The following is a 26,523-nucleotide window of genomic DNA, read 5'->3' as shown; positions in this document are numbered from 1 at the left end:
GGGGCGACGGTCACTCACCGCCTCCCGATGGTGGGTGCGGACGAATCAGCCGGAGAGCCCGGCGTCCTCGATGGCCGCGCGAATCGCGCCGAACCGGACGAGGTCGGCCGCCGTCTCCAGTTCGCCGTCGAGTCGGCGGTCCTCGTCGAGCGGCGGAACCACGGACCGAATCGCGTCGCGGACGGCCCCCGTTCCGGTCCCGAGTTCGAGGCCCTCGTCGAGGAACTCCGCGGCCTGCGAGCCACAGAGGAGTTCGACGCCGACAATGGTCGCGACGTTCTCGGCGACCGTGCGGGCGTTGAGGGCGCTCTGGCCGCTCATGCTCACGTGGTCTTCCTGCCCGCCGCTGACGGGCGTCGAGTCGATGGAGGGGCGACCGAGCGACCGACACTCGTTGAGCAGCGCCGCGGCGGTGTACTGCGCAATCATGTAACCCGACCGGAGCCCGCTGCGCTCGGTCAGGAACGGCGGGAGGTACGACTCCTGTACGTCCGGGTTGAGCATCCGGTCGGTCCGGCGCTCGGAGATGGCCGCGAGTTCCGTCAGCGCGCCGGCGGCGTAGTCGAGGCGGAGCGCCAGCGGTTCGCCGTGGAAGTTGCCGGCGGAGACGACGGCGGCCACGTCGGTTCCGGGCGCGCGCTCGTCCACCGCGCCCGCCGGGAAGACGAGCGGGTTGTCGGTGACGCTGTTGAGTTCGACTTCGACGGCCTCGCGGAGGTGCGAGACGGCGTCTCTGACCGCGCCGTGGACCTGCGGGAGACAGCGAATCGAGTAGGCGTCCTGCACGCGCTCGCAGTCCTTGTGCGATTCGAGGACGGTCGAACCGGCGGTGAGGCGGCGAATCGCCGCCGCGCTCTCTTGCTGGCCGGGGTGGGGGCGAACGTCGTGGATGGCGGGGTCGCAGTTCGCCGTCGTCCCCATCGTCACCTCGGTCGCGAGCGCGCCCGCGGCGTCGGCGGCCTCGACGGTCCGCTCGGCGTCGACCACGAACAGCGCGGCGAGGCCGACCGTCAGTTGCGTCCCGTTGATGAGCGCGAGGCCCTCCTTCGAGGCGAGCGTCACCGGCTCCAGACCGACCGCTTGCAGGGCTTCGTCGCCCGGGAGTCGCTCGCCGTCGACGCGGGCTTCGCCCTCCCCGATGAGGACGAGCGCCATGTGCGCGAGGGGCGCGAGGTCGCCGCTCGCGCCGAGGCTCCCGCGGGAGCGGACGACCGGCTGGACGCCCTCGTTGAGCATCGAGACGAGCAGGTCGACGACCGAGGGTCGGATGCCCGAAAAGCCCTTGGCGAGCGTGTTGGCCCGGCTGACCATCATCGACCGGACCTCCTCGCGGGTGAGTTCGCGGCCCGCGCCGGCGGCGTGGCTGCGGACGAGGTTCGTCTGGAGGCGCTCGATGTCCTCGCGGTCGATGTGGGTCTCCACGAGGTGGCCGAAACCGGTGTTGACGCCGTAGACCGGTTCGCCGGAGTCGAGGACGGACTCGACGCGCTCGCGCGACTCGCGCATCCGCTCTCGCGACTCGGCGGCGAGTTCGACGGGTGCGTCGTGGCGTGAAACGGCGGCCACGTCCTCCGGCGTCAGCGACTCGCCGTCGAGGACGACCGAATCGGGGAGGCCTGTGCGGTCACCCACGGACGACCACCCCCGATTTCAGCACGGTCGAAACGGGGTTCGTGTCGAACCGGTACGAGAGGTGCGACGCGGTCGGCACGTCGAGCACGACGGCGTCGGCGGGAGCCCCGGCGCGGAGCGTGCCCGTGCCGTCGTCGCGGTCGAGCGCGCCCGCGGCGGCGCTCGTGACGCCGCGGATGGCCTCGTGTGGAGTCATTCGCATTCCGACGCTGGCGAGCGTGGCGACGAATCCCATGCTTCGAGAGAAGCAGTTCGGGTTGAAATCGGTGGCGAGCGCGACCTCGTGGCCCGCGTCGAGGAAGGCGCGGGCGTCGGCGTAGTCGGCACCGAGGCCGAACGCCGTGCCCGGGAGCATCACGGGCGCGACGCCGGCTTCGACCAGCGTCTCGCGGCCCCCGCCGTCGGTGTGAAGCAGGTGGTCCGCGCTGGCCGCGCCGACCGCGGCCGCCACGTCGGTGCCGCCGATGGCGGCGAACTCGTCGGCGTGAATCTTCGGCGTGAGGCCGTGGTCGCGGCCCGCCTCCAGAATCCGACGGGACTGCTCGGCGGTGAACACGCCGCGCTCGCAGAACACGTCGCAGAACTCCGCGATGCCCTGTTCGGCGACCGCGGGGAGTTGGTCGGCGACGACCGACTTGGTGTACTCCTCGGTGTCCACGCCGCGCGGGACGGCGTGCGCGCCCATGAACGTCGGAACCACGTCCACCGGGTGGTCCGAACCGGCCGCGTCGATAGCCGAAAGCATCCGCAGTTCGGTCTCGGTGTCGAGGCCGTAGCCGCTCTTGACCTCGACCGTGGTCGTCCCGTGGGCGAGCATCGCGTCGAGGTGTTCCGTGAGGTTCGCCGCCAACTCCTCGTCGGAGGCTTCTCGGACCGCGTCGACGGTGCGGAGGATGCCGCCGCCGTCGGCGAGAATCTCCTCGTAGGTCGCGCCGCGTAGCTTCGCCACGAACTCGTCGGAGCGGTCGCCGGCGAACAGCGCGTGGGTGTGGGGGTCGACGAAGCCCGGCAGGACCGTCTTGCCGGTCGCGTCGACGGCGGTGTCGGCGTCGGCGAGCGGGTAGTCCGCGAGCACTTCGTCTGTCGACCCGACGGCGACTACCTCGCCGTCGAGCGCGGCGAACGCGGCGTCTTCGAGGACGACGACGCCGGTTCCCTCGTCGGGGCCGACGACCAGTTCGGCCGCGTCGTGGACGACCGTGAGGCCGGCCGTGGAACCCGCGTCAGTCACGCGACGTCACCCCCGCGAGGAAGTGGGCGACCGCACGGGCGGCCGCGCCGACGGTTCGACCGTCCTCGTCGTCCAGCGGCGGCGCGCACTCCACGACCTCGAAGCCGACGACGCGGGGGTCGGCCGCGACGCGGCGGAGCATCGAGAACAGTTCGCGAGTGGTGACGCCGCCGGGGGTCGGCGCGCTCGCGCCCGGCGCGGCCGTCTGGTCCAGCACGTCCACGTCGAGGCTGACGAAGACGCGGTCGCAAGCGGCCAGCGCATCGAGGGCGAAGTCGGCCGTCTCGACGGGGCCGCGACCGACCTCGTCGGCGGTGAGGATGGTGCCGCCCGAGTCGCGCAGGAAGTCGGCGTAGGCGGTCGAAGTCTCGAAGTGGCGCGCGCCGACCACGGCGAGGCGGTCGAGACCGGCGTCGAACAGCTGGCGGTAGGGCGTCCCGCTCGTCGGGCCGTCGGCGGGGTCGCGGCAGTCGAGGTGGGCGTCGAAGCTCACGACCCCGACCGAGTCGTCGCCGCCGAGAAGCGGCGTGACGTTCCCGACCGTCAGGGAGTTGTCGCCGCCGAGGAAGACCGGGAGCGCGCCGCGCTCGTAGACGGCCGCGGCCTCGTCGGCGACGACGGCCTGCACGTCCGCGACGTGGTTCTCGGGGTCGTCCGCGTCGTTGTACGCCTCGACCGGGAGGTCGCCGAGGTCGGCGACGCCGGCGACCGGCCCCTCGTCGAAGTGGTGGGTCTTGACGCCGGCGAGGGCGCACCGAATCGCAGCGGGGCCCTCGCGGGCACCGCGCCGACCGATGACGGCCCCGTCGTACGGCTCGCCCACGAGGACGGCGCGGAAGTCGCCCACGTCCTCGATTTCGGTCGGGGTGATGACGTGGCCAAACTGCTCGTCGTTCGGGTCCGACGACGTCCCCTCCCACGCGGGTGGGTCGGTTCGGCTCATTCGTCACCTCGGGCGGCGGATTCGCCGGTCTCGGTCGCGTGGCCGCCGTCTTCGGCCGCGCGGTCGGCACGTTCGGCGCGGTCGGCCGCGTCGTGGTCTCGCATCGGGATTCGGACGTTCGACCGGGCCGCCTCGTCAAGCGCGTCCTCGTAGCCGGCGTCGGCGTGGCGGATGACGCCCATGCCGGGGTCGGTCGTGAAGACGGCGCGGGCCTTCTTCGCCGCGAGGTCCGAGCCGTCGAGGACGACGTGGTTGTTCGTGTGCAGCGAGTTGCCGATGCCGACGCCGCCGCCGTCGTGGACGCTCACGATGTCCGCGCCTGCGGCGGTGTTGAGAAGCGCGTTCAGGATGGGCCAGTCGGCGACCGCGTCGGTGCCGTCGCGCATCGCCTCGGTCTCGCGGTACGGGCTGGCGACCGACCCGGCGTCGAGGTGGTCGCGGGTGACGACGACCGGCGCGGAAACCTCGCCCGAGGCGACGAGGTCGTTGATTTTCAGCGCGAAGCGGGCGCGCTCCGTGAGCCCCTCGTCGTCGGTGGTGTAACCGAGCCAGCAGACGCGCGAGGGGAGCCCCTGGAACGACACCTGCTCCTGTGCGAGGTCTATCCAGCGCATGAGCGACTCGTGGTCGGGGAACAGCTCTCGAATCGCCTCGTCGGTGCGGTGGATGTCGGCGGGGTCGCCGGAGAGCGCGGCCCACCGGAACGGCCCGCGCCCGCGGCAGAACATCGGGCGGATGTACGCCGGGACGAAGCCGGGGAAGTCGAAGGCGGTCGTCATCCCACGGTGGTCCTGGACCTGCCCGCGGATGTTGTTGCCGTACTCGAAGGCGATTGCGCCCGCGTCCTGTAAATCGAGGATCGCCTGCACGTGGCGCTCCATCGTGTCGAGGCTCTCTTCGACGTACTTCTCGGGGTCGTCCTCGCGGAGTCGGTCGGCCTCCGCTGCGGTGTAGCCGCTCGGGTAGTAGCCTTCGAGTTCGTCGTGGGCGCTCGTCTGGTCCGTGACCACGTCCGGAATCTCGTCGCGCGCGAGCAGTTCTTCGAGCATGTCGGCGGCGTTCATCTCGACGCCCACGCTGTAGGGCTCGCCCGCCTCAATCGCGTCCTTGGCGTTTTCGAGCGCCTCGTCCAGCGAGTCGGCGGACTCCATCAGGTAGTCCGTCTCGACCCGGCGCTCGATGCGGTCGGCCTGCACTTCGGCGGCGATGCAGACCCCGTGGTTCATCGTCACCGCGAGGGGCTGTGCGCCGCTCATGCCGCCGAGGCCGCCCGTGACGACGAGTTTGCCCCGCAGGTCGGCGTCGTAGTGCTGGCGGGCGAGTTCGGCCAGCGTCTCGTAGGTGCCCTGAATGATGCCCTGCGTGCCGATGTACGCCCACGAGCCGGCGGTCATCTGGCCGTACATGATTTTCCCCTCGGCCTCCAGTTCGTGGAAGTGCTCCCAGTCGTCCCAGCGGCCGACGAGGTTGGAGTTGGCGATGAGGACGCGCGGGGCGCGCTCGTGGGTCGGGAACCGTCCGACCGGCTTGCCCGACTGGACGAGGAGCGTCTCGTCGTCGTCGAGGTCGCGGAGTTCGGCGAGAATCGCGTCGTAGGCGTCCCACGAGCGGGCGGCGCGGCCGGTCCCGCCGTAAACGACGAGGTCCTCGGGGCGCTCGGCCACCTCGGGGTCGAGGTTGTTGTTGAGCATCCGGAGCGCCGCCTCCTGTCGCCACCCCTTGCACTCGATGTCCGTCCCGGTGGGCGCGCCCTGATACGCGCGCCACTCGTCGCTCGGGTCGCCGAGCCGGTCCCGACGCGCCGACGATTGCTGGTCGTGCATACCACAGACTTCGGGCGCGAGACGGGTAGCGATTCCCCCACCATGCGGTGCATGGTTTATATATTCACGCCGAGAGTACGGTCCGCGTATGTACGAGGCGAGCCTCCGAATCAGGGACGACAGCGCCTACGCGGCGGCGACGGCGGGCAACGCCGCGAGCGTCGAACTGTGGTGCAACGAGCACTGCGACATGCTCCACGTGAGCGGCGGGGTCGGAAGCGACGTGCTCGACCGCGTCGACGACACCGTCGGCGTGGCGGCGTCGGTCGAGCGCGGCGACGAACTCGTCGTCGTCACCGCCGACTGCCTCCGGGACCACGAGATAGACCACATCGAGGGCTACGTTCGGAAACACGGGCTACTGCTCGTCCCGCCGCTTCGATACCGCGACGGCGCGAAGGTCTGTCGCCTGCTCGCCGTCTCGGCCGACGACCTGACGGCGTGCTTCCGCGACCTCGTGGACAGCGGCTTCGACGTGAGCGTCGAGTCCAAGCGCGCGGTGTCGTTCGCCAGCGGGAGCGGCCCGCTTTTGGCACCCGCCGACGCGATGCCCGCGCTCACCGGCCGCCAGCGCGAGGCGTTGCGACTGGCCCACGCCGGCGGCTACTACGACCTCCCGCGCGGCATCGAGACTGCGACCATCGCCGACGAGATGGGCGTCTCGCGGCGCACCGCCGAGGAGCACCTGCGCCGGGCGGAGCGGAAAGTGATGGACTCGGTCGCGCAGTACGTGCTGTAGAGTCGGCTCAGTCGTCGTCGGGCGCGGCTTTCAGTTCCAGCGTGTAGCCGAACGGGTCGGTGACGTACACCGCGGGCGCGACGCCCGTCGCCCCGAGAGGTTCGAGTTGGCGGTCGATTTCGACGCCCGCGGCGTCGAGGTGGCCGCGGAGTTCGTCGATGTCGTGGGCGAACTCGATGGCGACGTGGTCGAAGGCGGTCTCCGTCGGCGGTTCGAAGTTCTCGGCCGGTCGGAGGTGGATGACGCTCTCCGGGGAGAGTCGCACGGAGAAGAAGGGTTTTTCGCCCGATTCGAACAACTCGCGGTTCTCGATGTCGAAGCCGAGCGCGTCGCGGTAGAACTCGACCGCGGCGTCGAGGCCGTCGGCGGGGATGCGGAGATTCACGTGGTCGATTGCCGTCGCGTCCATGCCCGGACCGTCGCGGCCGCGGGTGGTAAAAATTTGTGCGGCGGCCATCGGGGACGGGGGGCGCTGAACCGGATGGAGATAAACTCAGTAGAGTTTAAAACTGTGAAATTTCTAAAAATTGTAGAATTTGTAAAAATTGTGTCGTTTGAGAAACGAATATGGTGCTTCTACTTTCGGTGCATCTCCTTTAGACTAATCAATATAAACTTATATTTGTTTACTAGTCGCTCAGCGTCACGGGGAACCGCGCCGCCGACAAGCGGAACCGGCGTTCCGCAATCGTAACCCATTGGTAGCAGGTCGGTGTACGGAGGGTGTGAACCAACAGCCGACATCCGACGAGCGCTTGCTTGCGGGCTACCCGGGTCGGATGTTAGTCACCGTGTCGCTGGCGTGGGCGGTCCTCCAGACGGGTCGGTTTCTGTTGTCGCCGCTGCTGCCGACTATCATCGAGGAGCTACAGATAACGGAGGCGACCGCCGGCATCGCGCTGGCGCTGTTTCAGGGCGTCTACGCTATCACCCAGTATCCCGGCGGCGAGTACTCGGACCGCTGGACCCGGACGACGCTCATCGTCCCCGGACTCGGCATCCTCGTCCTCGGGTTCGCCACGTTCGGCCTCGCCGGCGGTCTCGCGGGCTTCGTCGCCGCCGCGGTCGTCACGGGACTCGGGAAGGGGCTGTTCGCCATCCCCTCGCGGGCGCTCCTGTCGGACCTGTTCGTCGAACGCCGCGGCCGGGCGCTCGGTCTCTACGCCGCCGGGACCGACCTCGGCGGCCTCGTCTCGTCGGGGCTCGCCATCCTCGCGCTGACCTACGCCACGTGGCGGACGCCGTTCCTCCCGGTCGCCGTCGCCCTCGCGGGGCTCACCCTCCTCTACGCGCTCTGGTCCAGAGACGGGTACGCCGTGGGGTCGCCCGAACTCCACGTCTCGGGGACGCTCCGACGCCTCTTCGCCAGCGCGGAACAGCGCCGGACGCTCCTCGCGTTCGGGCTGTTTTACTTCATGGTCGGCGGCTTCATCAACTTCTTTCCGACCTATCTCATCGAGGCGAAGGGCTTCGACCAGCAGTTGGCGAGCGCGACGTTCGCCATCGTCTTCGCCGTCGGCATCACCATCAAACCCGTCGCCGGCGGCCTGAGCGACCGGTTCCGCCGCGAGTCAATCGCCGTCGTCGGGATGCTCGTCGCCGCGGGGGCGCTCGCCGTCCTCTCGGCCGTGGAGGCGCGCCCGCTCATCTACGTCTCCGTCGTCGCGCTCGCGGCCGGCTACAAGACGGAGTTCCCCCTCGCGGACGCCATCATCATGGACAACGCGCCCGACGCCGACCGCGGGGCCGACCTCGGGGCCGCGCGGGCGCTGTTCCTCGGCGCGAACGCGATTGGACCGGCCTACGTCGGCATCGTCGCTACCTACGCGAGCTACGTCGCCGCGTTCGCGGGGCTCGCGGTCTGTCTCGTCGTCGCCGCCGGACTTCTCTACTGGGACGCGCGGAAGCGGTGAAACGCAGAAAGCGATAACCGCATCGGAGCGGCGTTCGCGGGTGCCTCTGTTCGGTCGGCGGACGGTGCGGCGGCGGCGGTGTGACGTGATCCGAGTGCCCGCTCAGCCGTCGAGTTTCGCCTTCGTGTAGGCTTTCAGCCCCCCCTGTTCGACGAGCGACTGGAGGAACTCGGGGAGCGCCTCCGCCTCGTACGTTTCGTCTCGCGTGTGGTTCGTCACGACGCCCGCGTCGAGGTCGACGTGAATCTCGTCGCCGTCCTCGATGGCGTCCGCGCCGGGGCAGATGAGCACCGGCAGGCCGAGGTTGATGGCGTTGCGGAAGAAGATGCGCGCGAACGACTGCGCGACGACCGCCGAGACGCCCGCGCCGACGAGCGACAGCGGCGAGTGCTCCCGCGACGACCCGCTGCCGAAGTTCTCGCCGGCGACGACGAAGTCACCGGGTTCGACCGACTCGGAGAACTCGGGTCTGAGGTCCTCGAAGGCGTGGGTGGCGAGTTCGTCGGGGTCCGACGAGACGATGAAGCGCGACGGGGTTATCTGGTCGGTGTCGATGTTGTCACCGAAGACCCACGCGCGACCGGGTTCAGCGGGGTCCGGGCGGCCGCCGTCGCCGGCGAACGCGTCCGTCATGGCAGCACCTCCGCGAACACCGTGTCGTCGTAGCGTTTCGTCTCGACCTCGCGGGGGTCCGTGATTTCGCCGTACAGCGCGCTCGCGCCGACGGTCGCCGGACTCGACAGGTAGACCGACGACTCCATCGACCCCTCGCGGCCGGGGAAGTTCCGGTTCGCGGTTGCGAGACAGACGTCGCCGTCACCGAGGACGCCCTGGTGGTAGCCCGCGCAGGGGCCACAGCCGGCGCTCTGGATGACCGCGCCGGCGTCGGTGAGCGTCTGGAAGACGCCCGTCCCGAGCATGTGCTGGTAGACGGACTTCGAGGCGGGGACGACGACCATCCGGACGTTCGGGGCGATGGTCTCGCCCGCGAGGATGTCCGCGACGATTTTGATGTCCTCGTACCGGCCGTTCGTGCAGGTGCCGACGAACAGCTGGTCGACCTCGGTACCCGCGACCTCGGTCACGTCGACCGCGTTCTCGGGGTTCGACGGCTTCGAGACCTGCGGGGCGAGGGCGGCCGCGTCGTAGCTGTGGACCGCCTCGTAGTCGGCGTCGTCGTCGGAGACGAACGCGTCGGCGAGGTCGACTTCGTTGCCGGTCTGGCGTTCGAGGTACGACTCGGCCCGCTCGTCGGGCGCGACGAGGCCCGTCTTGCCGCCCATCTCGATTGCCATGTTCGACAGGACGAGGCGCTCGTGAATCGGGAGCGACTCGATGGTGCTCCCGGCGTACTCGGCGGCCATGTAGGTACAGCCGTCGAAGCCCACGTCGCCGATGAAACGCAGGATGAGGTCCTTCGCGTAGACGCCGTCCTGGAGGTCGCCGTCGACCTCGAAGCGCAGCGTCTTCGGGACGCGGAACCAGAGTTCGCCCGTCGCGAGCGCGGTCCCGAGGTCGGTCGAGCCGACGCCGGTCCCGAACGCGCCGATGCCGCCGTAGGTCGTCGAGTGGGAGTCCGCGCCGATGACGAGGTCACCGGGACCGACGAAGCCCTCCTCGACGAGGACGGCGTGGCAGATGCCGTCGCCCACGTCGAACTGGTGCGCGCCGTGTTTCGCCGCGAACTCGCGGACCGCGTTGTGGTTGTTCGCGGCCTGCACCCCGTCCGCGGGGGCGTGGTGGTCGATGGTGAAGACGGTCCGGTCGGGCGCGAACAGCTCGCCGTCGTCGCCCGTCACCTCGTCGAACGTCCGGAACGCGAGCGGCCCGGTGATGTCGTGGGCCATCGCCACGTCCACGTCGGCCTCGACGTAGTCGCCGGCGCGGGCGTCGGTGCCGGACTTCGCCGAGAGCAGTTTCTCCGCGAGGGTCTTGCCGGACATCTCAGTCCACCTCCTGGTCGGCCGCGACGGTGTCGAGGACGCCCTCGACCGTGCCGCCGGCGAGGACGTGACTCGTCAGACCGAGGCCCAGTCGGTCGGACACGTCGTGGGCGGCCGCCTCGATGCGGCCGAAGTCGACGCCGTGGCCGACGCCCATTCGTTCGAGCATCTGGACGAGGTCCTCGGTCGGCGTGTTGCCGACGCCGGACATGTCGCCGGGGAGGACGACGCCGCCGCCGAGGCCGCAGACCGAGGCGTCGAAGCGGTCGACGCCGACGGCCATCGCGGCCAGCGTGTTGGCGAGGCTCATCCCGTTCGTGTCGTGGAGGTGCAGGCCCATGTCGAGGCCGGGGTACGCCTCGAACGCGGCGGTGAAGCGCTCCGTGATCTCGACCGGGTTGGCGAGGCCCATCGTCGTCGCCAGCGTCACCTCGTCGACGCCGGAGTCGACGACGCTGTCGACGACCGCGAGCGTCTCCGCCGGGTCGATTGCGCCCTCGTAGGGGCAATAAAAGCTCGTCCCCATCCCGGCTTCGACCTCGATGCCGTGGTCGTGGGCGAGGTCGACGATGTCGTCCATCTCCGCGAGCACCTCCTCGCGGGTACGGTTCTGGTTTTTCCTCGTGTAGGTCTCGCTCACCGTGACGAGCGCGTTCACCTTGTCCACCTCGGCCTCGACGGCGCGCTCCATGCCCCGGAGGTTGGGGACGAGCGCCCGGTAGGTCACGCCGTCGCGGCGGGTGATGCGCTTCGCCACCTCGTCGGCGTCCCGCAGGGTCGGGACGGCCTTCGGGTGGGTGAACGACGAAATCTCGATTTCGTCCACGCCCGTCTCCGAGAGGGCGTCGATTATCTCGACTTTCTCGTCGGTCGGGACGAACTCGTCGAGGCGCTGGAACCCGTCGCGGGGCAGCATCTCGACGACGTGGACGCGCTCGGGAAGCGAGTCGAGGAGGCTCATATCACGTCCTCCGCTTCGAGGTCCGAAAGCACCGACTCGTCGTAGCCGAGTCGGTCGCGGTAGACCGCGTCGTTGTGTTCGCCGAGCGACGGGCCGAGGTGGTCGACCCGCCCCGGCGTCTCCGAGAACTTCGGGAAGGCGTTCTGCACGACCGCCTCGCCGAGGTCCGGGTCGTCGACCGTCAGGAACGCCTCGCGCGCCGCGTAGTGCTCGTCGTTGAGAATGTCCTCGACGTTGTACACCGGCGCGAGCGTCGCGTCGGCCTCCTCGAACGCCGCGAGCACCTCCTCGCGGCTGTGGTCGTCCATCCAGCCTTGGATGATGGCGTCGAGTTCGTCGACGTGTTCCAGTCGGTCCTCGTTGGTCTCGAACCGCGGGTCGTCCTTCAGGTCGGGCCGGTCGATGGCGTCGAAGGTCCGTTCCGCGAGCGGTTGCGCGCTCGCGGAGATGGCGACCCAGCGGTCGTCGCCCGTCCGGTAGACGTTCCGCGGGGCCGACGAGGTCGAGCGGTTGCCCGACCGCGACTCGATTTCGCCGAGTTGGTCGTAGCGGAGCGGTTGCGGGCCGAGCAGGCCGAAGATGGGTTCGATGAGGCTCGTGTCGATGTACTGGCCGCCGCCGCCGTGGACGTCGCGGTGGTAGAGCGCGAACATCACCGCGAACGTCGAAAACAGCGCCGCGATGTTGTCGGCGAGACCGGTCGGCGGGAGCAGCGGGGGCGAGTCGGGGAAGCCGTTGAGGTAGGCGAAGCCGGACATGGCCTCCGCGAGCGTCCCGAAGCCGGGGCGCTCGGAATACGGGCCGGTCTGGCCGAAGCCGGACATCCGGAGCATCACGAGGTCGTCGTTGACATCTGAGAGTCGCTCCCAGCCGACGCCCCAGCGTTCGAGCGTGCCGGGTCGGAAGTTCTCGATGAGGAGGTCGGCCTCGCTCACGAGGTCCTCGAACACCGCCGCGCCCTCCTCGGTGGAGATGTTCAGGGTGATAGACTGCTTGTTCCGCGAGAGGTACTTGTGCCAGAGGCCGACGCCGTCTTTCTGTGGACCGAACCGGCGGATGTGGTCGCCGAACGCCGGGTGTTCGATTTTGATGACCGTCGCCCCGAAGTCGGCCATGAAGCGGCCGACGGTCGGGCCGGATATCATCGACCCGGCTTCGAGGACGACGAGGCCGTCGAGTGGTCCGTTCGTGTCGTTCGTCATGTCGTGTGTGTCTTCTCGTTCTGTGTCGCGTGTGGTGGTCGTCAGGTGGTGCGTGTGCGTGTCCGCGCGCCCGGTCGTCTGTGCGGCGGGTCGGGCCGCGCCCCCGGGCTCCCGCGTGGCCGGTCAGTCAGCGTCGTCGACTCCCTTTTCGGTCGCCGCGGCGGGTGGCCGGTTCACACCGGTCGGTCGATGTGCGTACCGTGGCCCTTCGTGCCGACAATCTCACCGTCGTCGTAGGCGAGTTCGCCCTTCACGACGGTCTGGGTCGGCCAGCCGGTGACATCTCGACCCTCGTAGGGGGAATAGCCGCTGACGCTGTGTAACAGTTCCGGCGTGACCGTCTTCGTCTCGTCGAGGTCGACGACGGCGAGGTCGGCGTCGCTGCCGACTCTGACCGTCCCCTTCTTGGGGTAGAGATTGAACGCCTTCGCCGCGTTGGTGCTCGTGACCTCGACGGCGCGTTCGAGCGAGATGCGGCCCTCGTTGACGCCCTCCGAGAGGATGAGGGGGAGCATCACCGGCGTCGAGGGGAAGCCGAGCAGGCTGTCGCGGATGCCCTCGCCGAACTTGTTCTCCGCGAGGTTGGCGCAGTGGTCGGTCCCGATAGTGGAGATAGTGCCGTCGGCGAGGCGCTCCCAGAGCGTCTCTTGGTCGGCTTTCGACCGAACCGGCGGGTTGACTTTCATGCGCTCGTCGCACTCCTCGGTGGTGAGCGCGAGGTAGTGGATACACGTCTCGCCCCACGCCCGGTAGCCCGCGTCGTGGAGCGCGGCGAGTTCGTCGGCGGTGCCCCCGGCGGAGATGTGGACCGCGTAGAAGCGGTCGTCGTAGCCGTGGACCTTGGCGAGCGCCGCGCCTGCGACCATGCTCTGGGTCTCGGCGTAGCCGGGGAACTCCTCGACCATCACCTCGTAGCCCTCGTCGGCGTCGGCGTCGGTGTCGTCGGACTCGGAGGTGACGTAGACGTTGCCGCCGGCGAGCGCGTTCGTGATTTCGACGTTTTCGGAGTGGTAGCCGAGCGTCGTCGGCACGTCCTGTTCGGCGAGTTTCCGGACGAACGCGTCGCCGAAGTCGTCGTGCATGTCGCAGTCGACGCCGAACTTCTCGCGGGCGGCGTCCTTGTAGTTCATGTACCACTTGAACGTCGTGATGCCGAACTCCTCGATGATGGTCGGAATCTCCTCGATATGCTCCATCGAGAGCAGGCCGAGCGAGAAGAAGTAATCGTGGTAGTAGTTCGGCTCCGCCTCGTCGAAGTAGCCCGGCATGATGTCCTCGTAGGCCCCGGCCCGGCGGAAGTAGTTCCCGATGGTGGTCACGCCGCCGACGAGGTCGGACTTGGACTCGGACTCGGCGTCCGCCTCCAGCCCGCGGTAGATGCCGTGGTGGGTGTGCGGGTCGATCGCGCCCGGGAGCACGTGCTTGCCCGTCGCGTCGATTTCCGTCTCGCCCGAGAGCGTGCCGGGCGCGGCGATGGCGGAGATGGTCTCGCCGTCGGCCGCGACGTCGGCTTCGAAGGTGCCGTGTTCGGGGGTGACGACGGTGCCGTTCGAGATGACGAGGTCGTGGGTCATAGCGTCTCGACCCACTCCTCGACCGCCTCGGTCTCGAGCACCTCGGCGTACTTCATCCACAGGTCGAGGAGGCCGATTTTGTGCGACGCCTCGATGCGGTCGAAGATGCACTCCTGCGGCAGGACGACGCTGAGGCCGTTCTGCTTGGCGTCGACCGCGGTGGCCCGGACGCACCCGCTCGTGGAGTTGCCGACGATGATGACCGAGTCGTGGCCGCCGCGGACGAGCCGCGAGAGCAGGTCGGTCCCGTAGAACGCCGACGCGTAGGACTTGTCGACGACGGTGTCGCCCTCCTCGGGCGCGACCGGGTCGACAATGTCGAGGTCGGGGTGGTCGGGGTCGTCGTAGCTCGACGGGACGACCCGGGTGTACGTCACCGGAAGCCCCTGTTCCCGCGCGAAATCGAGGAACGGGTCGATGTGCTCGATGGCGTCCCACGCGATGTCGCCCATCGCGGTGCGATACTCCTCGATAGCGTCGAGGATGGGGACGTTCTCGCCGACGATGAGCCGCTGCATGTCGATGACGAGAACCATCGGGTTCTCGCCCATGCCGCGGGACTCCCACGACGAGGCGCCCTCCTTGTCGTAACCAGCCTTCGTGATGACCTGTTTATCCTGTTCAGATAGCAGGTCCTCCCAGATACGGTCTGTCATGACTCGCTTCGCCTGAGATGCGGTGGCATCCAGCATAAAAGTACGGCACGGTTCGCTGAGGTCATGTTACGGGGCGAACACCTCCAGCGTCCGCGCCACCCACTCGCGGTCGACGCCGGCGGGCGCGCGGACGACCGGCAGGTCGACACCCATCTCGCGGAGTTCGGCGAGTCGCCCCCGCACGTCGTCGGGCGTGCCGACGAGCGCCACGAGGTCGAGGAAGTCGGCCGAGAGTTCGCGCGCCCCCGCCTCGGTCGTCGGCGCGGCGCGGACCGCCTCGACCTCGTCGCCGAAGCCGGCCTGCTCGGCCGCGCGGTCGTAGTAGCCCGGCACGTCCCGCAGGTAGTACGCGACGTGTTCGGCCGCCGCCCGGCGCGCCTCGTCGGGGTCGTCGTGGACGGCCGTGAGGACGTACATCGCCACGTCCACGTCGCTCCGGTCGCGGCCGGTTCGGGCGGCCCCGGTGTCGAGCCACTCCAGCGCCTCCTCGAACTGCGGGCGGGGGTAGAGGTTCGGGAGCCAGCCGTCGGCGACCTGCCCGGTGAGTCGGACGTTCGCCGGCCCGAGCGCGCCGTTGTAGATTGGTATCTCTTCCCGGACGGGTTCGAAGGCGTCCCAGAAACTCGTGCGCTCGGGCGAGAAGAACTCCCCGTCGAAGGAGTCGGCGTCGCCGCGGAGGTAGCGCCGCACGAGTTCGACGTACTCGTGGAGGCGCGACAGCGGGCGGTCGAAGGGGACGCCGTGGAACGTCTCGACGACGCCGGGGTGGGCGACGCCGAGGCCGAGAATCGCGCGGCCGTCCGAGTGGTCGTCGAGGGTCGCCGCGGCCGCCGCGAGCGCCGCCGGCGTCCGCGAGAACACGTTGACGATGCCCGTCGCGAGGCCGATTTCGTCGGTGTGGACGGCCCAGCGTTCGAGCTTTCCGAAGGCGGTCTTTCCCTGCCCCTCGGCGGCCCACGCCGACTCGTAGCCGAGTTCCTCGGCGCGGACGACGAGCGAGGGGTCGTCGCGGAGCGCGAACAGAACCGCGGTTCGGTCGCTCATTCCTCCGCCGGGACTGCGGCCGCGTCCTCGACCGGGACGACGCCGTCGACGGCGAGGTCGTTCCAGATGTCGAGGCGCTCGATGAGGCCCCGGCGGACGACGTAGATATCGACGTAGCGAACGTCCGAAAACTCCTCACCGTCGTTGTCGACGCCGTAGAGCGACCCGGTGCTCACGACGGTGTCGCCCGCCGCTATCCAGCGGTCGAACTCCTTGGCCGCCCACTCGTACCGCGGTTCGAGGTGCGCGAGGAAGTCGTAGGCCGCGGTCGGTCCCTCGAAGGTCGCACCCGGCAGGGAGATGACGGCGTCCTCGGCGAACAGGTCTCCGACGGTGTCCCTGCGGTCGTCTTCCATCCGGTCGAAGAACTCCTCGACGATGTCTCGTGGCGAGTCCATGCGCTATGCGTGTTCTCAACCCACATAATTTTTCACTCCGGTATTCCTGACTATCTATTATTCCTGAACGTCCAAGACGGAGCGACAGCGGACGACGCAACGGCGAACGATGATGCAACAGCGAACTGATGCAACAGCGAACGAGTCTACTCACGCACGCACCGCCGAGCCCGGCGGAATCGGGAGGTTCGTGGGGAACCGTCACCGCCGGAGGCGGTAGTTTTACGATAGAGTCTACCTAGCAGAGTGCATGGACGAACTAGCCCGGCGGACGCCGAGCGACGGCGTCGCCGAAGTCGTCTCGGTCGACGACATCGAGTGGGACATCGACACGGACGTGCTCGTCGCGGGCGGCGGGGGGACCGGCCTCGTCGCCGCGCTCGCGGCCAGCGAGAACCCCGACGTTCGCGTGACGGTGCTGGAGAAAGCGCCCGAATGCGGCGGGAACACCTCGCTTTCGACGGGGATGATTCCCGCGGCGGGGACGCGACTCCAGCGCGAGGCCGGCATCGAGGAGACGCCCGCCGACATGGCCCGCGACATCTTGGAGAAAAACGACTACGAGGCCGACGAGGAGCGCGTGCGGTACCTCTGCGAGGAGAGCACGAACCTCATCCACTGGCTCGTCGACGACTGGGACGTCACGCTCCACATCGTGGACGACTTCAAGTATCCCAAGCACTCCGAGTACCGGATGCACGCGCCGGAGGGTCGAAACGGCGAGAACCTCGTCGCCGAACTGGTCGAGCGCGTCGAGTCGACGCCGAACATCGAACTCCTGACGAACGCGCCCGTGAAGCAACTCGTCGCCGACGACGGCGCGGTCCGGGGCGTCGTCGCCGGCCTCGGCCACGACGAGGCCATCGAGGCCGAGAAGGTCATCCTCGCCACCGACGGCTTCGCCGGCAACCGCGAGATGGTCACCGACTACTGCGAGGAGGACATCGAACGGGCGCTGTACTTCGGCGCTGACGGCAACACCGGCGACGGCGTCCGCTTCGGCGCGGAACTCGGCGGCGAACTCGCCTGCATGGACGCCTATCAGGGCCACGCGACGGTGGCGAGCCAGACGGGCATGCTCTCGACCTACGCGGTCACGATGAACGGGGGCATCCTCGTGAATCAGGACGGCGAGCGGTTCGGCGACGAGTCCGCGGGGTACAGCGAGTTCGCCATCTCGGTGCTCAAACAGCCCGGCGGGCAGGCGATTCAACTGTTCGACGAGCGCATCTTCGAACGACTCCGCGGGCAGTTCGAGGACTTCGACGAGGCCATCGAGCAGGGAACCTACCACAGCGACGACTCGGTCGCCGACCTCGCCGAGCGACTCGGTGCCGACGGCGAGCGCGCCGCGGAGACGGTCGCCGACTACAACGAGGCCGCCGCGGCGGGCGAACCGGACGAGGTGGGCCGCGTCGACGGCGCGAACCCGCTGGAAGCGCCCTTCTACGGGACCAAAGTCACCGGCGCGCTCTTCCACACGCAGGGTGGCCTCGTCGTCGACGGAGACGGGCGCGTCCTCCGGACCGACGGGAGCATCGTCGAGAATCTCTACGCCGGCGGCGGCACGGCCTGCGGTATCAGCGGCCACGGCGCGGGCGGCTACCTCTCCGGTAACGGGCTGACGACCGCGCTCGGCTACGGCCGCCTCGCCGGCATCCACGCACGCGAGTCGCTCGACTGACGCGCGGACTCGGCCGACTCGACCGGCTCAACCGACTCGACGCGGGAATATCTTCGGAACGTGACAACACGAGTACGATAGCATTTATTACAATTGGCACCAACCTCGTGATTGATTGCCATGGGTAAGACTCTCAAGTCTTCGACGAGCAACAGGCGGCGCTTCCTCAAAGCAACGGGCGCGAGCGTCGCGGCATTGACATTAGCCGGCTGTGCGAGCGACGACGCCGGAAACGGCGGCGGCGATTCGGGCGGCGACTCCGGCGGTGACTCGGGCGGGTCCGGCGGCGACACGGGCACCACGACGGGGACGCCCGAGCAGTCCGTCGACGAGGTCATCATCGGCTCGAACCACCCGCTTTCGGGCAGTCTCGCCGCGACGGGCGTCGGGATGAGCAACGCCATCAAACTCGCCGCGATGCGGAAAAACGAGGAGGGCGGCATCGAGTCGCTCGACGGCGCGGAAGTGACCGTCATCGAGGGCGACAACCAGGGCGCACAGGAACTCGGCGGACAGGTCAGCGAGGAACTGCTCAGCGAGGGCGCGCACGTCCTCACCGGCTGTTACTCCTCGCCGGTGACGACGGCGGCGACGCAGGTCGCAGAACGGCAGGGCGTCCCGTTCGTCATCTCCATCGCGGCGGCGGACAACATCCTGCAGGGCCGCGACTTCAACTACGTCTACCGGCCCCAGCCCCCGGCGCGCCGGCTGGCGAGCGACTACGCGGACCTCGTGCCGTCGGTCATCCGCGACGGCGGCGGCACCATCGACACGGCGGGGCTGTTCTACATCAACAACAGCTACGGACAGGCGATTCGCGACAGCCTCCGCGAGTTCCTCCCCGAGCAGAACGTCGAAATCGTCGAGGAGACCGCCATCGAGTTCGGCGCGTCGAACGCCAACACGCAGGTGTCACGGCTCCGGAGCGCCGACCCCGACACCATCATCGCAACGACCTACGTCGCCGGCGGCGTCCTGCTCGCGCAGGCGCTGCAGGACCAGGACTACCGGCCGCCGTACCTGACCGCGTCCGCGTCCGCGACGTTCACCGACGACGACGCCGTCAGCGACATCGGCGAGTTCGCAAACGGCGTGCTGGACAACAACTACGCGCTGAACCCGACGGTCGACAAGACCGCCGAGGTCCGCTCGCAGTTCCTCGACAACTACGACCAGGAGTTCTCGGCGTCGGTCGGGATGGCCTACACCGCGGCCGAGGTCATCATCCAGGCGGTCGAGGAGGCCGGCAGCGTCGAACCCGACGACATCAACGAGGCGCTCAAGGGCCTCAGCTACGAGGACCACATCTCCGCGATGGGCGCTATCGAGTTCGACGACCAGGGCGAGAACGTCAACGCGCTCGGCCCGGTGAACCAGGTTCAGGACCTCTCGGTCAAGGTCGTCTACCCCGAGGAGTACGCGGAGGCCGACCCGCAGGTCTGACCGCGACCCTCGCGCCCGTCACGTCAACGAACCGTCTCGAAAGATAGCCACCTTTTATGGGGGTTGCCAACAATTCCCGAGCGTAGAAACCGCATGGGACACCTAGTCACATCGGTCGCGCCGCTGCCGCTGCAGGGCGGTGGCCTCGGCCGATTCATCGACCCGTTCGTACAGTTCCTGACCGACATCACCAACCTGGAGCCCGTCCTCCTGCAGTTGCTCGCGTTCGGCCTCCTGCTCGGGGGCGTCTACGCGCTGACGGCGCTCGGGCTGACCATGATATTCGGCGTGATGGACGTCATCAACTTCGCCCACGGCGTCTTCCTCGTCGTCGGGATGTACTCGGTGTGGTTGGTCTCCGAGATGGCGGGTATCAGCCCGTTCCTCGGCATCCCCATCGCCGCCGCAGTGCTGTTCGTCCTCGGGGTGGTCGTCCACGTACTCACGGTCGAACCCATCATCGAGGCCCCCCAGCAGAACCAGCTCATCGCCACGCTGGGCGTCCTGTTTATCATCCAGTCGGCCATCGAAATCGTGTTCACGCCCGACCCCCAGCAGGTCGAACTCTCGCTCGGGTCGATACAGGTCGGCGGCGTCTTCATCCCGCTCGGGCAGTTCTACGCGCTCGTCATCGCGCTCGGGACGATGCTCGCCGTGCGGGCGTTCCTGAACCGGACCGACCTCGGCCGGAAGATTCGCGGCACGGCCGACAACCGCGACGGCGCGCGCTACGTCGGCATCAACGTCCGCCGCATCAACTACCTCACCTTCGGTATCGGCGCGGCGCTGGCCGGCGTGGCCGGCGGCTCCATCGCGCTGTTCCAGCGGTTCGACCCCTTCACGGGCGAGACGTACCTCATCAACGCCTTCGTCATCGTCATCCTCGGCGGCCTCGGCTCGTTCCCCGGCGCGTTCGTCGGCGGCCTCATCGTCGGGATGATTCAGGTGTTCGGGGGCTACTACCTCCCCGGGACCACCGCGCAGGTGCTCATCTTCCTGCTTTTCATCGGGACGCTCCTCGTCAAGCCCGAGGGCCTCTTCGGAGGTGCTGAGGCGTGAGCGCAATCGAGTCCGTCCGCGACCGCTACCGGACGTTCGACGACCAGCGGTACGCCCCGCTGGTGAAGGGCGTCGCGCTGTTCGGTCTGCTCGCGGCGCTCCCGACGATTATCGAAATCGACGTCGCCGGGATGGAACTCGCGGCGCTGCTGAGCCTGAAAGTGCTCATCCTCACGGTCATCTACGCCTACACGGCCCAGGCGTGGAACATCATGTCCGGCTACACCGGGCAGTTCTCCTTCGGGCACGCGGCGTTCTTCGGCATCGGCGCGTACGCCACGCAGGCGCTCGTCGTCGACGCCGCGGTGAACCCCTGGATCGGAATGCTCGTCGGCGGCGTGCTGGCCGGGGGGTACGGGCTCATCATCGGCGCGCTCTCGTTCCGCTTCAAACTGCAGGGCCACTACTTCGCGCTGGCGACGCTCGCGTTCGCGGAACTGCTCCGCTTCGTCGTCACCAACATGTCGGAGCTCCGCGGGGCCAACGGCTACTTCAAGGCGTTCCCGCGGGACTACGGCGCGGAGTACGGCCTCGTCGCCTTCCAGTTCCAGAACGACCTGCCGTACTACTACCTCATCGTCGGCTTCCTGCTCGTCGTGACGCTCGTCTCGTGGCTCATCAAGAACTCGTGGGTCGGGCTGTACTTCTTCGCCATCCGCGAGGACGAGCGGGCCGCCGCCAGCGTCGGCGTGCCGAGCTTCCGGTACAAGCTCATCGGCGTCGCCGTCAGCGCCTTCTTCACCGCCCTCGGCGGTGCCTACTGGTCGATGTACTTCAACACCATCCGCCCCGACACCGTGTTCGCGCTGTTCAAGAACGTCGAACTGCTCCTCCCCGCCGTCGTCGGCGGGCCGGGGACGCTTCTGGGCCCCATCGTCGGCTCGTTCATCGTCACGCCGGTCAGCGAAATCGCGCGGACGACGTTCTCCGACATCAACGGCCTCGACCGCATCATCTACGGCGCGTTCCTCGTGGCCATCGTCATCTACTCGCCGCGCGGCGTCGTCAGTTGGCCGAGCCAGGCGCGCGCGCTCTGGGAGCGCGTCCGCGGTGACGAGGAGGTGAACGAGTGATGTCGGCAGACGAGACGAACGCGCAGAGCGTCGACGACGCGGACGCCGACATCGACCGCGACGGCGAGCAGATTCTGTCGGTCGAGGGCGTCGGCAAGCGCTTCTCCGGCCTGCAGGCGCTCGACGACGTGGACATGACCGTCAACCGCGGCGAGATTATCGGCCTCATCGGACCGAACGGCGCGGGCAAGACCACGCTGTTCAACTGCATCAGCGGGGCGTTCCCGCCGACGAGCGGGACCGTCAGGCTCGACGGCGAGGTCATCTCCGGCCTCCCGGCGCACAAAATCGCGCGGGCGGGGCTGGCGCGGACGTTCCAAATCACGCGCCCGCTGGAGGAACTGACCGTCGTCGAGAACGCGATGGTCGGCGCGCACATCCACACCCGCCGCCGGGGCGAGGCGCGCGAAATCGCCATGGAGACCCTCGAATTCGTCGGGCTCGCGGACAAGGCCGAAGAGGAGGCGGGCGAACTCACCGTGGGCGCACAGAAGCGCCTCGAACTCGCCCGCGCCGTCTCGACGCGGCCGGAAATCCTGCTCCTCGACGAGATTATGGCGGGGCTCACCCCGTCGGAGTCGAACCAGATGCTCGACCTGTTCCGCCAACTCCGCGAGCGCGGGACGAGCCTCCTCATCATCGAACACGACATGAAAGCCATCATGAACATCTCGGACTACGTGAAAGTGCTGGACCAAGGGAAGGGCATCGCCTTCGGCGCGCCCGAGACGGTGGTCGAAGACGACCGCGTCATCGAGGCCTACATCGGGGGGTTCGACGTCGATGCTTGAACTGAGCGGCGTCCGCGCCGGCTACGACGACATCGAGGTGCTCCACGGCGTCGACATGCACGTCGACGAGGGCGAAATCGTCGCGCTCATCGGCTCGAACGGCGCGGGCAAGACGACGACGATGCGCACCATCTGCGGCATCCTCTCGCCGAGCCGCGGCGAGATAACCTACCGCGGCGAGGCGATTCACTCAAAGGCGTCCCACGAAATCGTCGAGCGCGGCATCGTGCAGGTCCCGGAGAACCGCGACCTGTTCACCAACATGACCGTCATCGACAACCTGCTTCTCGGCGCGCAGACCGAGGAGGCGAAGGCGGACCGCAGGGAGAACCTCGACGAGATGCTGGAGCTGTTCCCCCGGCTCGCGGAGCGCAAGAACCAGCGCGCCGGCACCATGTCCGGCGGGGAACAGCAGATGCTGACCCTCGCCCGCGCGCTCATGGGCGAGCCCGACCTGCTCATCCTCGACGAGCCCTCCATCGGGCTCGCGCCGCACCTCGTTCAGGAGGTGTTCGACGTCATCGAGGACATCCACGCGCAGGGCATGACGGTCCTCATGGTCGAACAGAACGTCCAGCAGACGCTCAAGCTGGCCGACCGGGGCTACGTCATGGAGAACGGCCGCATCAGCATGACCGCCGACGGCGACGAACTCCTCGAAGACGAGGGCGTCGTCGAGGCGTACCTCGGGGTGTGAGATGACCGACGAAGCGCTCGCGTCGTTCGTGTCCGACCTCGACCGGGGCGACCTCCCCGCGTCGGTCGCCGACCGCGCGTCCCTCGTCGTCGCCGACACCATCGGCGCGGTGCTGGGCGGCGCGTCGGACCCCGCGGTCGCCGCGCTGGCGCGCCGGTGGGCCGACGAGAACGGCGGCGAATCGACCATCATGGGGACCGCGGGCGAGCGGACCTCGGCGTACCGCGCCGCGTTCGTCAACGCGGCCGCCGGGAGCGTCCTCGAACTCGACGAGGGCCACCGCTTCGCGGCCGGCCACCCCGCGATTCACGTCCTCCCCGCGCTCCTCGCGGACGGCGAGTCGGCCTACCGCAGCGGCGACGAGTTCCTGACGGCGTTCGTCGCCGGCTACGAGGCGGCGGTCCGCGCCGCCGAGACGGTCGTCCCGCTCGCCGACGGCCTGCACCCCCACGGCGTCTGGGGCGGCGTCGGCACCGCCGCAGCCGTCTCACGGCTCCGCGGCCTCGACGCCGAGACGACGCTCGACGCGATGCGCATGGCGGCGAACTACGCCCAGCACACCCGGTTCGAGGCGGCCACGGAGGGCGCGACAGTCAGGAACGGCTACGTCGGGATGAGCAACCTCTCGGGTCTCCTCGCGGTCGACCAGGCCGAATCGGGGTTCACCGGTCTCGACGACGGCGTGGCGCGACACCTCGAACCCGTGGCCGCGGACGGTCCCGACCGGAGCGCCCTCGCCGACGGACTCGGCGAGCGCTGGGAACTCGAGCGCGGCTACTTCAAGGTCCACGCGGCCTGCCGCTACACCCACGCCGCCCTCGACGCCGTGGCGCTCCTCGTCGACGAGACGGGCGTCGACGCGTCCGACATCGAGTCGGTCAGCGTCGAGACGTACCCCGCGGCGGCGGCGCTGTCGGACCCCGCGCCCGAGAACGCGTTGCAGGCGAAGTTCTCTCTCCCCTTCGCCGTCGCCTCGGCGCTGACGACCGGCGAGACCGGCAAGGAGGCGTTCACCGACGAGGCGCTCACGAAGGCCGCGCTCGGGTTCGCCCGCCGCGTCGACGTGGTCGCCACCGAGGAGTTCGCGGCCCGCGCCCCCGACGAGCGCGGCGCGCGCGTCACCGTCGAGACGAGCGACGGCGAGCGGTACGCCCGCGAGGTGCGCGCCGCCCGCGGCGGCGAGCGCGACCCCTTCACCGAATCGGAACTCCGAGCGAAGTTCGACCGGCTCGTCGCGCCCGTCATCGGCGACGGCGGCGTCGACGACCTCTGGACCGCGGCGACCGAACCCGCCGCCCCCCGCGTGCTCTGCGCCCTCACGCGGGCCTGAGCACCCTTTCGACCACGCATTCAGACCATGATTTCACAGGAGCCAGTCCGAGACTGGGAACGACAGGTGTACCGCTTTCTGACCGACGAGATACCCGACGGCGTGCGCGCCGACGGGGCGCGAATCGTCGCGGACGTGCTCGCGGCGACCGTCGCGGGGGCGGCCGCCCCGCAGCACGCGGGCGTCTTCCGCGACGCGGCGCTGGCCGACGGCCCGGCGTCCGTCCTCGGGACCGACCGCCGCGTCGACCCGTCGCAGGCGGCGCTGTTGAACGCGACGGCGGCGATAACACAGGAGATAGAGGAGGGCCACAACCGGGGCGGCCACGTGGGCGCGAGCATCGTCGCGGGCGCGGTGGGCGTCGCCGAGGCCCGCGACGTCGACGGCGAGACGTTCGTGGACGCCTGCGTCCGCTCCTACGAGCTGTGCGCGCGCTTCGAGTACGCCATCTTCGCGATGAAGGCCCGGATGAACGAGGCGATTCCGTGGCTCGTCCGCGACCCGCACTCGACGTGGACGACGCTCGGACCGGCGCTGACCGCCGCCGTCTGCGCGGGGCAGTCGCCCGACGAAGTGCGCGAGACGGTCCGCACCGCGCTGAATCTCGCGGTCGTCTCCATGCACGACCCCTTCGCCGAGGGCGCGCCGTCGCGGAACGTCACCGCCGGCTTCTCCGCGCAGGCCGGCGTGAGCGCCGCGACGCTGACCGCCGCCGGACTCCGCGGGTCGCCCGCGGCGATGGAGGCCGTCTACGACCCGTTCGAGACGCTCCTCGGTGACGGCGAGTTCGCCGCCCTCTTCGACTCGCTCGGCGACGACTGGTGGATTACCGAGGCCTACCAGAAGCCGTACCCGTCGTGTCGCTACACCCACGCCCCGCTCGACGCCCTGCGGGACGCCGGTGCGGACGACCTCACGCCCGCCGACGTGGACCGAATCGACGTGTACACCTACCGCAACGGCGTCGATATGAGGCACGCGCGACCCGAGACGCTCACCGCGGCGAAGTTCTCGACGCCGTACGTCCTCGCCCGCTGGGTCGCGGACGGACGCGTCGAACTCGACCACTTCCTCGAAGACGCGCTCGGCGACGAGGCCGTACAGGCGCTCTCGGAGCGCGTCCACCTGCACGCGGACGAGGCGTTCGAGCGGGCCTTCCCCGACGACTGGGGTGCGCGTGTCGAAGTAACCGCCCGCGACGGGAGCCGCTACGTCGGCGAGCGCGAGTACCCCCGCGGCGACTACCGCGACCCGCTCTCGGGGGCCGACCTCGCCTCGCGCAACCGCGACCTGCTCGCGTTCGGTCTCGGCGACGACGCCGCAGACGAGGCGCTCAACGCGCTCTCGGCGGTGGATTCGAGTCCGGTCCGCGAGACCGTCGCCGCGCTGACGCGGGACTAGTCCGAACGCTCGTTCGGGTTCCCCGAACGAAACGCCAACAATTATTACCGCACTCAGTCATTGATAACTATGAACACGGACGGGCGCGAGACGGCCGGGACAATCGGCGCTACGAAAACGTCGTTCGGCATCGTCGAACACATCAGAGACCACGACGCGAGCGGGGTGTCGGAGATAGCGAACGACCTCGGCATCTCGAAGAGCACGGCCCACAACCACCTCAAGACGCTCGCGGAGCTCGGCTACGTCGTCAGGCAGGGCGACGAGTACGCGCTGGGTCTGAAGTTCCTCGACCTCGGCGACCACGCACGGACGCGACACGCGCTGTATCACGCTTCCATCGGCGAGATGGACGACCTCGTCGAGGCCGTCGGCGAGCGCGGACAGGTGATGGTCGAGGAGAACGGCCGCGGCGTCTACATCTATCAGGTGAAGTCCGAACAGGGCCTCCAGACCGACTCGCACATCGGCACGACGGTCGACCTCCACACCACGTCGGTCGGCAAGTCCTACCTGGCCTTCTGCGACGAGGAGCGCCGAAACGAGATTCTCGACGGCGAACTGACGCGGCTGACGACGAAGACGATAGACGACCGCGACGCCCTCGAAGCCGAGTTGGCGACGATTCGCGAGCGCGGCTACGCCTTCAACGACGAAGAGCGCATCACCGGCATGCGGGCGGTCGGCGCGCCGATTCTCTCCGACGACGGGACCATTCTCGGCTCTATCAGCGTCTCCGGTCCCACCACCCGGATGAAAGGCGAGTGGTACCACACGGAAGTGCCGGAGATGGTGACGCAGGCCGCCCGCGTCATCGGCATCCGCGCGACGTACTCGTAATCGCCTCGCAGTGACGAACGGCCGTTCGGCTGTGCTGTATTTCGTGCGATATTTGACGGTTGACGTGCGCGACATCCGGTGCCCGGAGACCGAGTCGACCGGGCGCGGAATCAGATTACATACTTATGCTTGTAACGCACCTCCGA

General features: G+C 68.8%; 24 protein-coding genes. 11 read left to right on the top strand and 13 right to left on the bottom strand.

Annotated features, from left to right (window positions below; all coding sequences use genetic code 11):
• Positions 1-45: 45 nt before the first annotated feature.
• Genes hutH through hutU form a run of 4 tightly spaced genes read right to left on the bottom strand, consistent with a single transcriptional unit; the run spans position 46 to position 5,629 of the window.
• Positions 46-1,632 (bottom strand): histidine ammonia-lyase, encoded by a 1,587-nt coding sequence (gene hutH / locus DEQ92_RS17120; RefSeq protein WP_115805754.1) that lies wholly within the window; start codon positions 1,630-1,632, stop codon positions 46-48.
• Positions 1,625-2,863 carry an imidazolonepropionase gene (gene hutI / locus DEQ92_RS17115; RefSeq protein WP_115805755.1) on the bottom strand — a complete coding sequence of 413 codons (1,239 nt, stop codon included), beginning with the start codon at positions 2,861-2,863 and terminating at the stop codon, positions 1,625-1,627. The genes hutH and hutI overlap by 8 nt, the downstream gene beginning before the upstream one ends.
• A complete protein-coding gene (gene hutG / locus DEQ92_RS17110) occupies positions 2,856-3,806 on the bottom strand; it encodes a formimidoylglutamase (protein ID WP_115805756.1) in 951 nt (316 codons plus the stop codon). The genes hutI and hutG overlap by 8 nt, the downstream gene beginning before the upstream one ends.
• A complete protein-coding gene (hutU, locus tag DEQ92_RS17105; RefSeq protein ID WP_115805757.1) occupies positions 3,803-5,629 on the bottom strand; it encodes a urocanate hydratase in 1,827 nt (608 codons plus the stop codon). The genes hutG and hutU overlap by 4 nt, the downstream gene beginning before the upstream one ends.
• An 88-nt stretch (positions 5,630-5,717) precedes the next feature.
• On the opposite strand from hutU, the gene DEQ92_RS17100 reads away from it, so the two are divergent.
• Positions 5,718-6,368: a helix-turn-helix domain-containing protein gene (locus DEQ92_RS17100; protein WP_004978217.1), complete on the top strand. Its 651-nt coding sequence runs from the start codon at positions 5,718-5,720 to the stop codon at positions 6,366-6,368.
• A 7-nt stretch (positions 6,369-6,375) separates the two neighbouring features.
• Here the strand turns inward: DEQ92_RS17100 and DEQ92_RS17095 are convergent, their stop codons facing one another.
• Positions 6,376-6,777 carry a VOC family protein gene (locus DEQ92_RS17095; RefSeq protein ID WP_115821160.1) on the bottom strand — a complete coding sequence of 134 codons (402 nt, stop codon included), beginning with the start codon at positions 6,775-6,777 and terminating at the stop codon, positions 6,376-6,378.
• A 370-nt stretch (positions 6,778-7,147) separates the two neighbouring features.
• Here DEQ92_RS17095 and DEQ92_RS17090 point away from each other — a divergent pair, with 370 nt between their 5' ends.
• Positions 7,148-8,281 (top strand): MFS transporter, encoded by a 1,134-nt coding sequence (locus DEQ92_RS17090; RefSeq protein WP_050460321.1) that lies wholly within the window; start codon positions 7,148-7,150, stop codon positions 8,279-8,281.
• 102 nt (positions 8,282-8,383) lie between these two features.
• Here the strand turns inward: DEQ92_RS17090 and DEQ92_RS17085 are convergent, their stop codons facing one another.
• From DEQ92_RS17085 to DEQ92_RS17050, 8 genes are all read right to left on the bottom strand, one after another.
• Positions 8,384-8,914 carry a 3-isopropylmalate dehydratase small subunit gene (locus DEQ92_RS17085; RefSeq protein WP_004978212.1) on the bottom strand — a complete coding sequence of 177 codons (531 nt, stop codon included), beginning with the start codon at positions 8,912-8,914 and terminating at the stop codon, positions 8,384-8,386.
• Positions 8,911-10,224 carry a 3-isopropylmalate dehydratase large subunit gene (locus DEQ92_RS17080; protein ID WP_004978211.1) on the bottom strand — a complete coding sequence of 438 codons (1,314 nt, stop codon included), beginning with the start codon at positions 10,222-10,224 and terminating at the stop codon, positions 8,911-8,913. Before DEQ92_RS17080 ends, DEQ92_RS17085 begins: the two co-directional genes overlap by 4 nt.
• Position 10,225: 1 nt before the next feature.
• The gene (locus DEQ92_RS17075) at positions 10,226-11,185 is read right to left on the bottom strand and encodes a hydroxymethylglutaryl-CoA lyase (RefSeq protein WP_115821159.1); all 960 of its coding nucleotides are present in this window, start codon (positions 11,183-11,185) and stop codon (positions 10,226-10,228) included.
• Positions 11,182-12,387 carry a CaiB/BaiF CoA-transferase family protein gene (locus DEQ92_RS17070; RefSeq protein WP_004978204.1) on the bottom strand — a complete coding sequence of 402 codons (1,206 nt, stop codon included), beginning with the start codon at positions 12,385-12,387 and terminating at the stop codon, positions 11,182-11,184. The genes DEQ92_RS17075 and DEQ92_RS17070 overlap by 4 nt, the downstream gene beginning before the upstream one ends.
• Before the next feature lie 173 nt (positions 12,388-12,560).
• Positions 12,561-13,961 (bottom strand): dihydroorotase family protein, encoded by a 1,401-nt coding sequence (locus DEQ92_RS17065; protein WP_004978199.1) that lies wholly within the window; start codon positions 13,959-13,961, stop codon positions 12,561-12,563.
• A complete protein-coding gene (locus DEQ92_RS17060) occupies positions 13,958-14,617 on the bottom strand; it encodes an isochorismatase family protein (protein WP_004967836.1) in 660 nt (219 codons plus the stop codon). Before DEQ92_RS17060 ends, DEQ92_RS17065 begins: the two co-directional genes overlap by 4 nt.
• A 66-nt stretch (positions 14,618-14,683) precedes the next feature.
• Positions 14,684-15,661 (bottom strand): LLM class flavin-dependent oxidoreductase, encoded by a 978-nt coding sequence (locus DEQ92_RS17055; RefSeq protein WP_004978194.1) that lies wholly within the window; start codon positions 15,659-15,661, stop codon positions 14,684-14,686.
• Positions 15,658-16,059 (bottom strand): nuclear transport factor 2 family protein, encoded by a 402-nt coding sequence (locus DEQ92_RS17050; RefSeq protein WP_115805760.1) that lies wholly within the window; start codon positions 16,057-16,059, stop codon positions 15,658-15,660. Before DEQ92_RS17050 ends, DEQ92_RS17055 begins: the two co-directional genes overlap by 4 nt.
• Before the next feature lie 250 nt (positions 16,060-16,309).
• On the opposite strand from DEQ92_RS17050, the gene DEQ92_RS17045 reads away from it, so the two are divergent.
• The 9 genes from DEQ92_RS17045 (at position 16,310) to DEQ92_RS17005 (ending at position 26,377) form a co-directional block, all read left to right on the top strand.
• Positions 16,310-17,743, top strand: a complete 1,434-nt coding sequence (locus DEQ92_RS17045) for an FAD-dependent oxidoreductase (RefSeq protein WP_004978189.1) — start codon at positions 16,310-16,312, stop codon at positions 17,741-17,743.
• A 120-nt stretch (positions 17,744-17,863) separates the two neighbouring features.
• Positions 17,864-19,186 (top strand): ABC transporter substrate-binding protein, encoded by a 1,323-nt coding sequence (locus DEQ92_RS17040; RefSeq protein ID WP_049905301.1) that lies wholly within the window; start codon positions 17,864-17,866, stop codon positions 19,184-19,186.
• A 93-nt stretch (positions 19,187-19,279) separates the two neighbouring features.
• Complete coding sequence (locus tag DEQ92_RS17035; protein ID WP_004978186.1) at positions 19,280-20,245, top strand: branched-chain amino acid ABC transporter permease; 966 nt, start codon at positions 19,280-19,282, stop codon at positions 20,243-20,245.
• On the top strand, positions 20,242-21,318 hold the full coding sequence (locus tag DEQ92_RS17030; protein ID WP_050460328.1) for a branched-chain amino acid ABC transporter permease: 1,077 nt from the start codon (positions 20,242-20,244) through the stop codon (positions 21,316-21,318). Before DEQ92_RS17035 ends, DEQ92_RS17030 begins: the two co-directional genes overlap by 4 nt.
• Positions 21,318-22,109 carry an ABC transporter ATP-binding protein gene (locus DEQ92_RS17025; RefSeq protein WP_004978182.1) on the top strand — a complete coding sequence of 264 codons (792 nt, stop codon included), beginning with the start codon at positions 21,318-21,320 and terminating at the stop codon, positions 22,107-22,109. The genes DEQ92_RS17030 and DEQ92_RS17025 overlap by 1 nt, the downstream gene beginning before the upstream one ends.
• Entirely contained in the window at positions 22,102-22,806 is a 705-nt protein-coding gene (locus DEQ92_RS17020) for an ABC transporter ATP-binding protein (RefSeq protein WP_004978179.1), read from the top strand. Before DEQ92_RS17025 ends, DEQ92_RS17020 begins: the two co-directional genes overlap by 8 nt.
• A 1-nt stretch (position 22,807) precedes the next feature.
• Entirely contained in the window at positions 22,808-24,136 is a 1,329-nt protein-coding gene (locus DEQ92_RS17015) for an MmgE/PrpD family protein (RefSeq protein WP_004978176.1), read from the top strand.
• 27 nt (positions 24,137-24,163) lie between these two features.
• Positions 24,164-25,537: an MmgE/PrpD family protein gene (locus tag DEQ92_RS17010; protein ID WP_115821158.1), complete on the top strand. Its 1,374-nt coding sequence runs from the start codon at positions 24,164-24,166 to the stop codon at positions 25,535-25,537.
• 69 nt (positions 25,538-25,606) lie between these two features.
• Entirely contained in the window at positions 25,607-26,377 is a 771-nt protein-coding gene (locus DEQ92_RS17005; RefSeq protein ID WP_004978172.1) for an IclR family transcriptional regulator, read from the top strand.
• The last annotated feature ends 146 nt before the right edge of the window (positions 26,378-26,523 follow it).

The organism is Haloferax sp. Atlit-6N (assembly GCF_003383195.1).
GTDB lineage: Archaea > Halobacteriota > Halobacteria > Halobacteriales > Haloferacaceae > Haloferax > Haloferax gibbonsii.
Note: the sequence above shows the minus strand (reverse complement) of the source record. Positions and strands in the feature narration are given on the sequence as shown.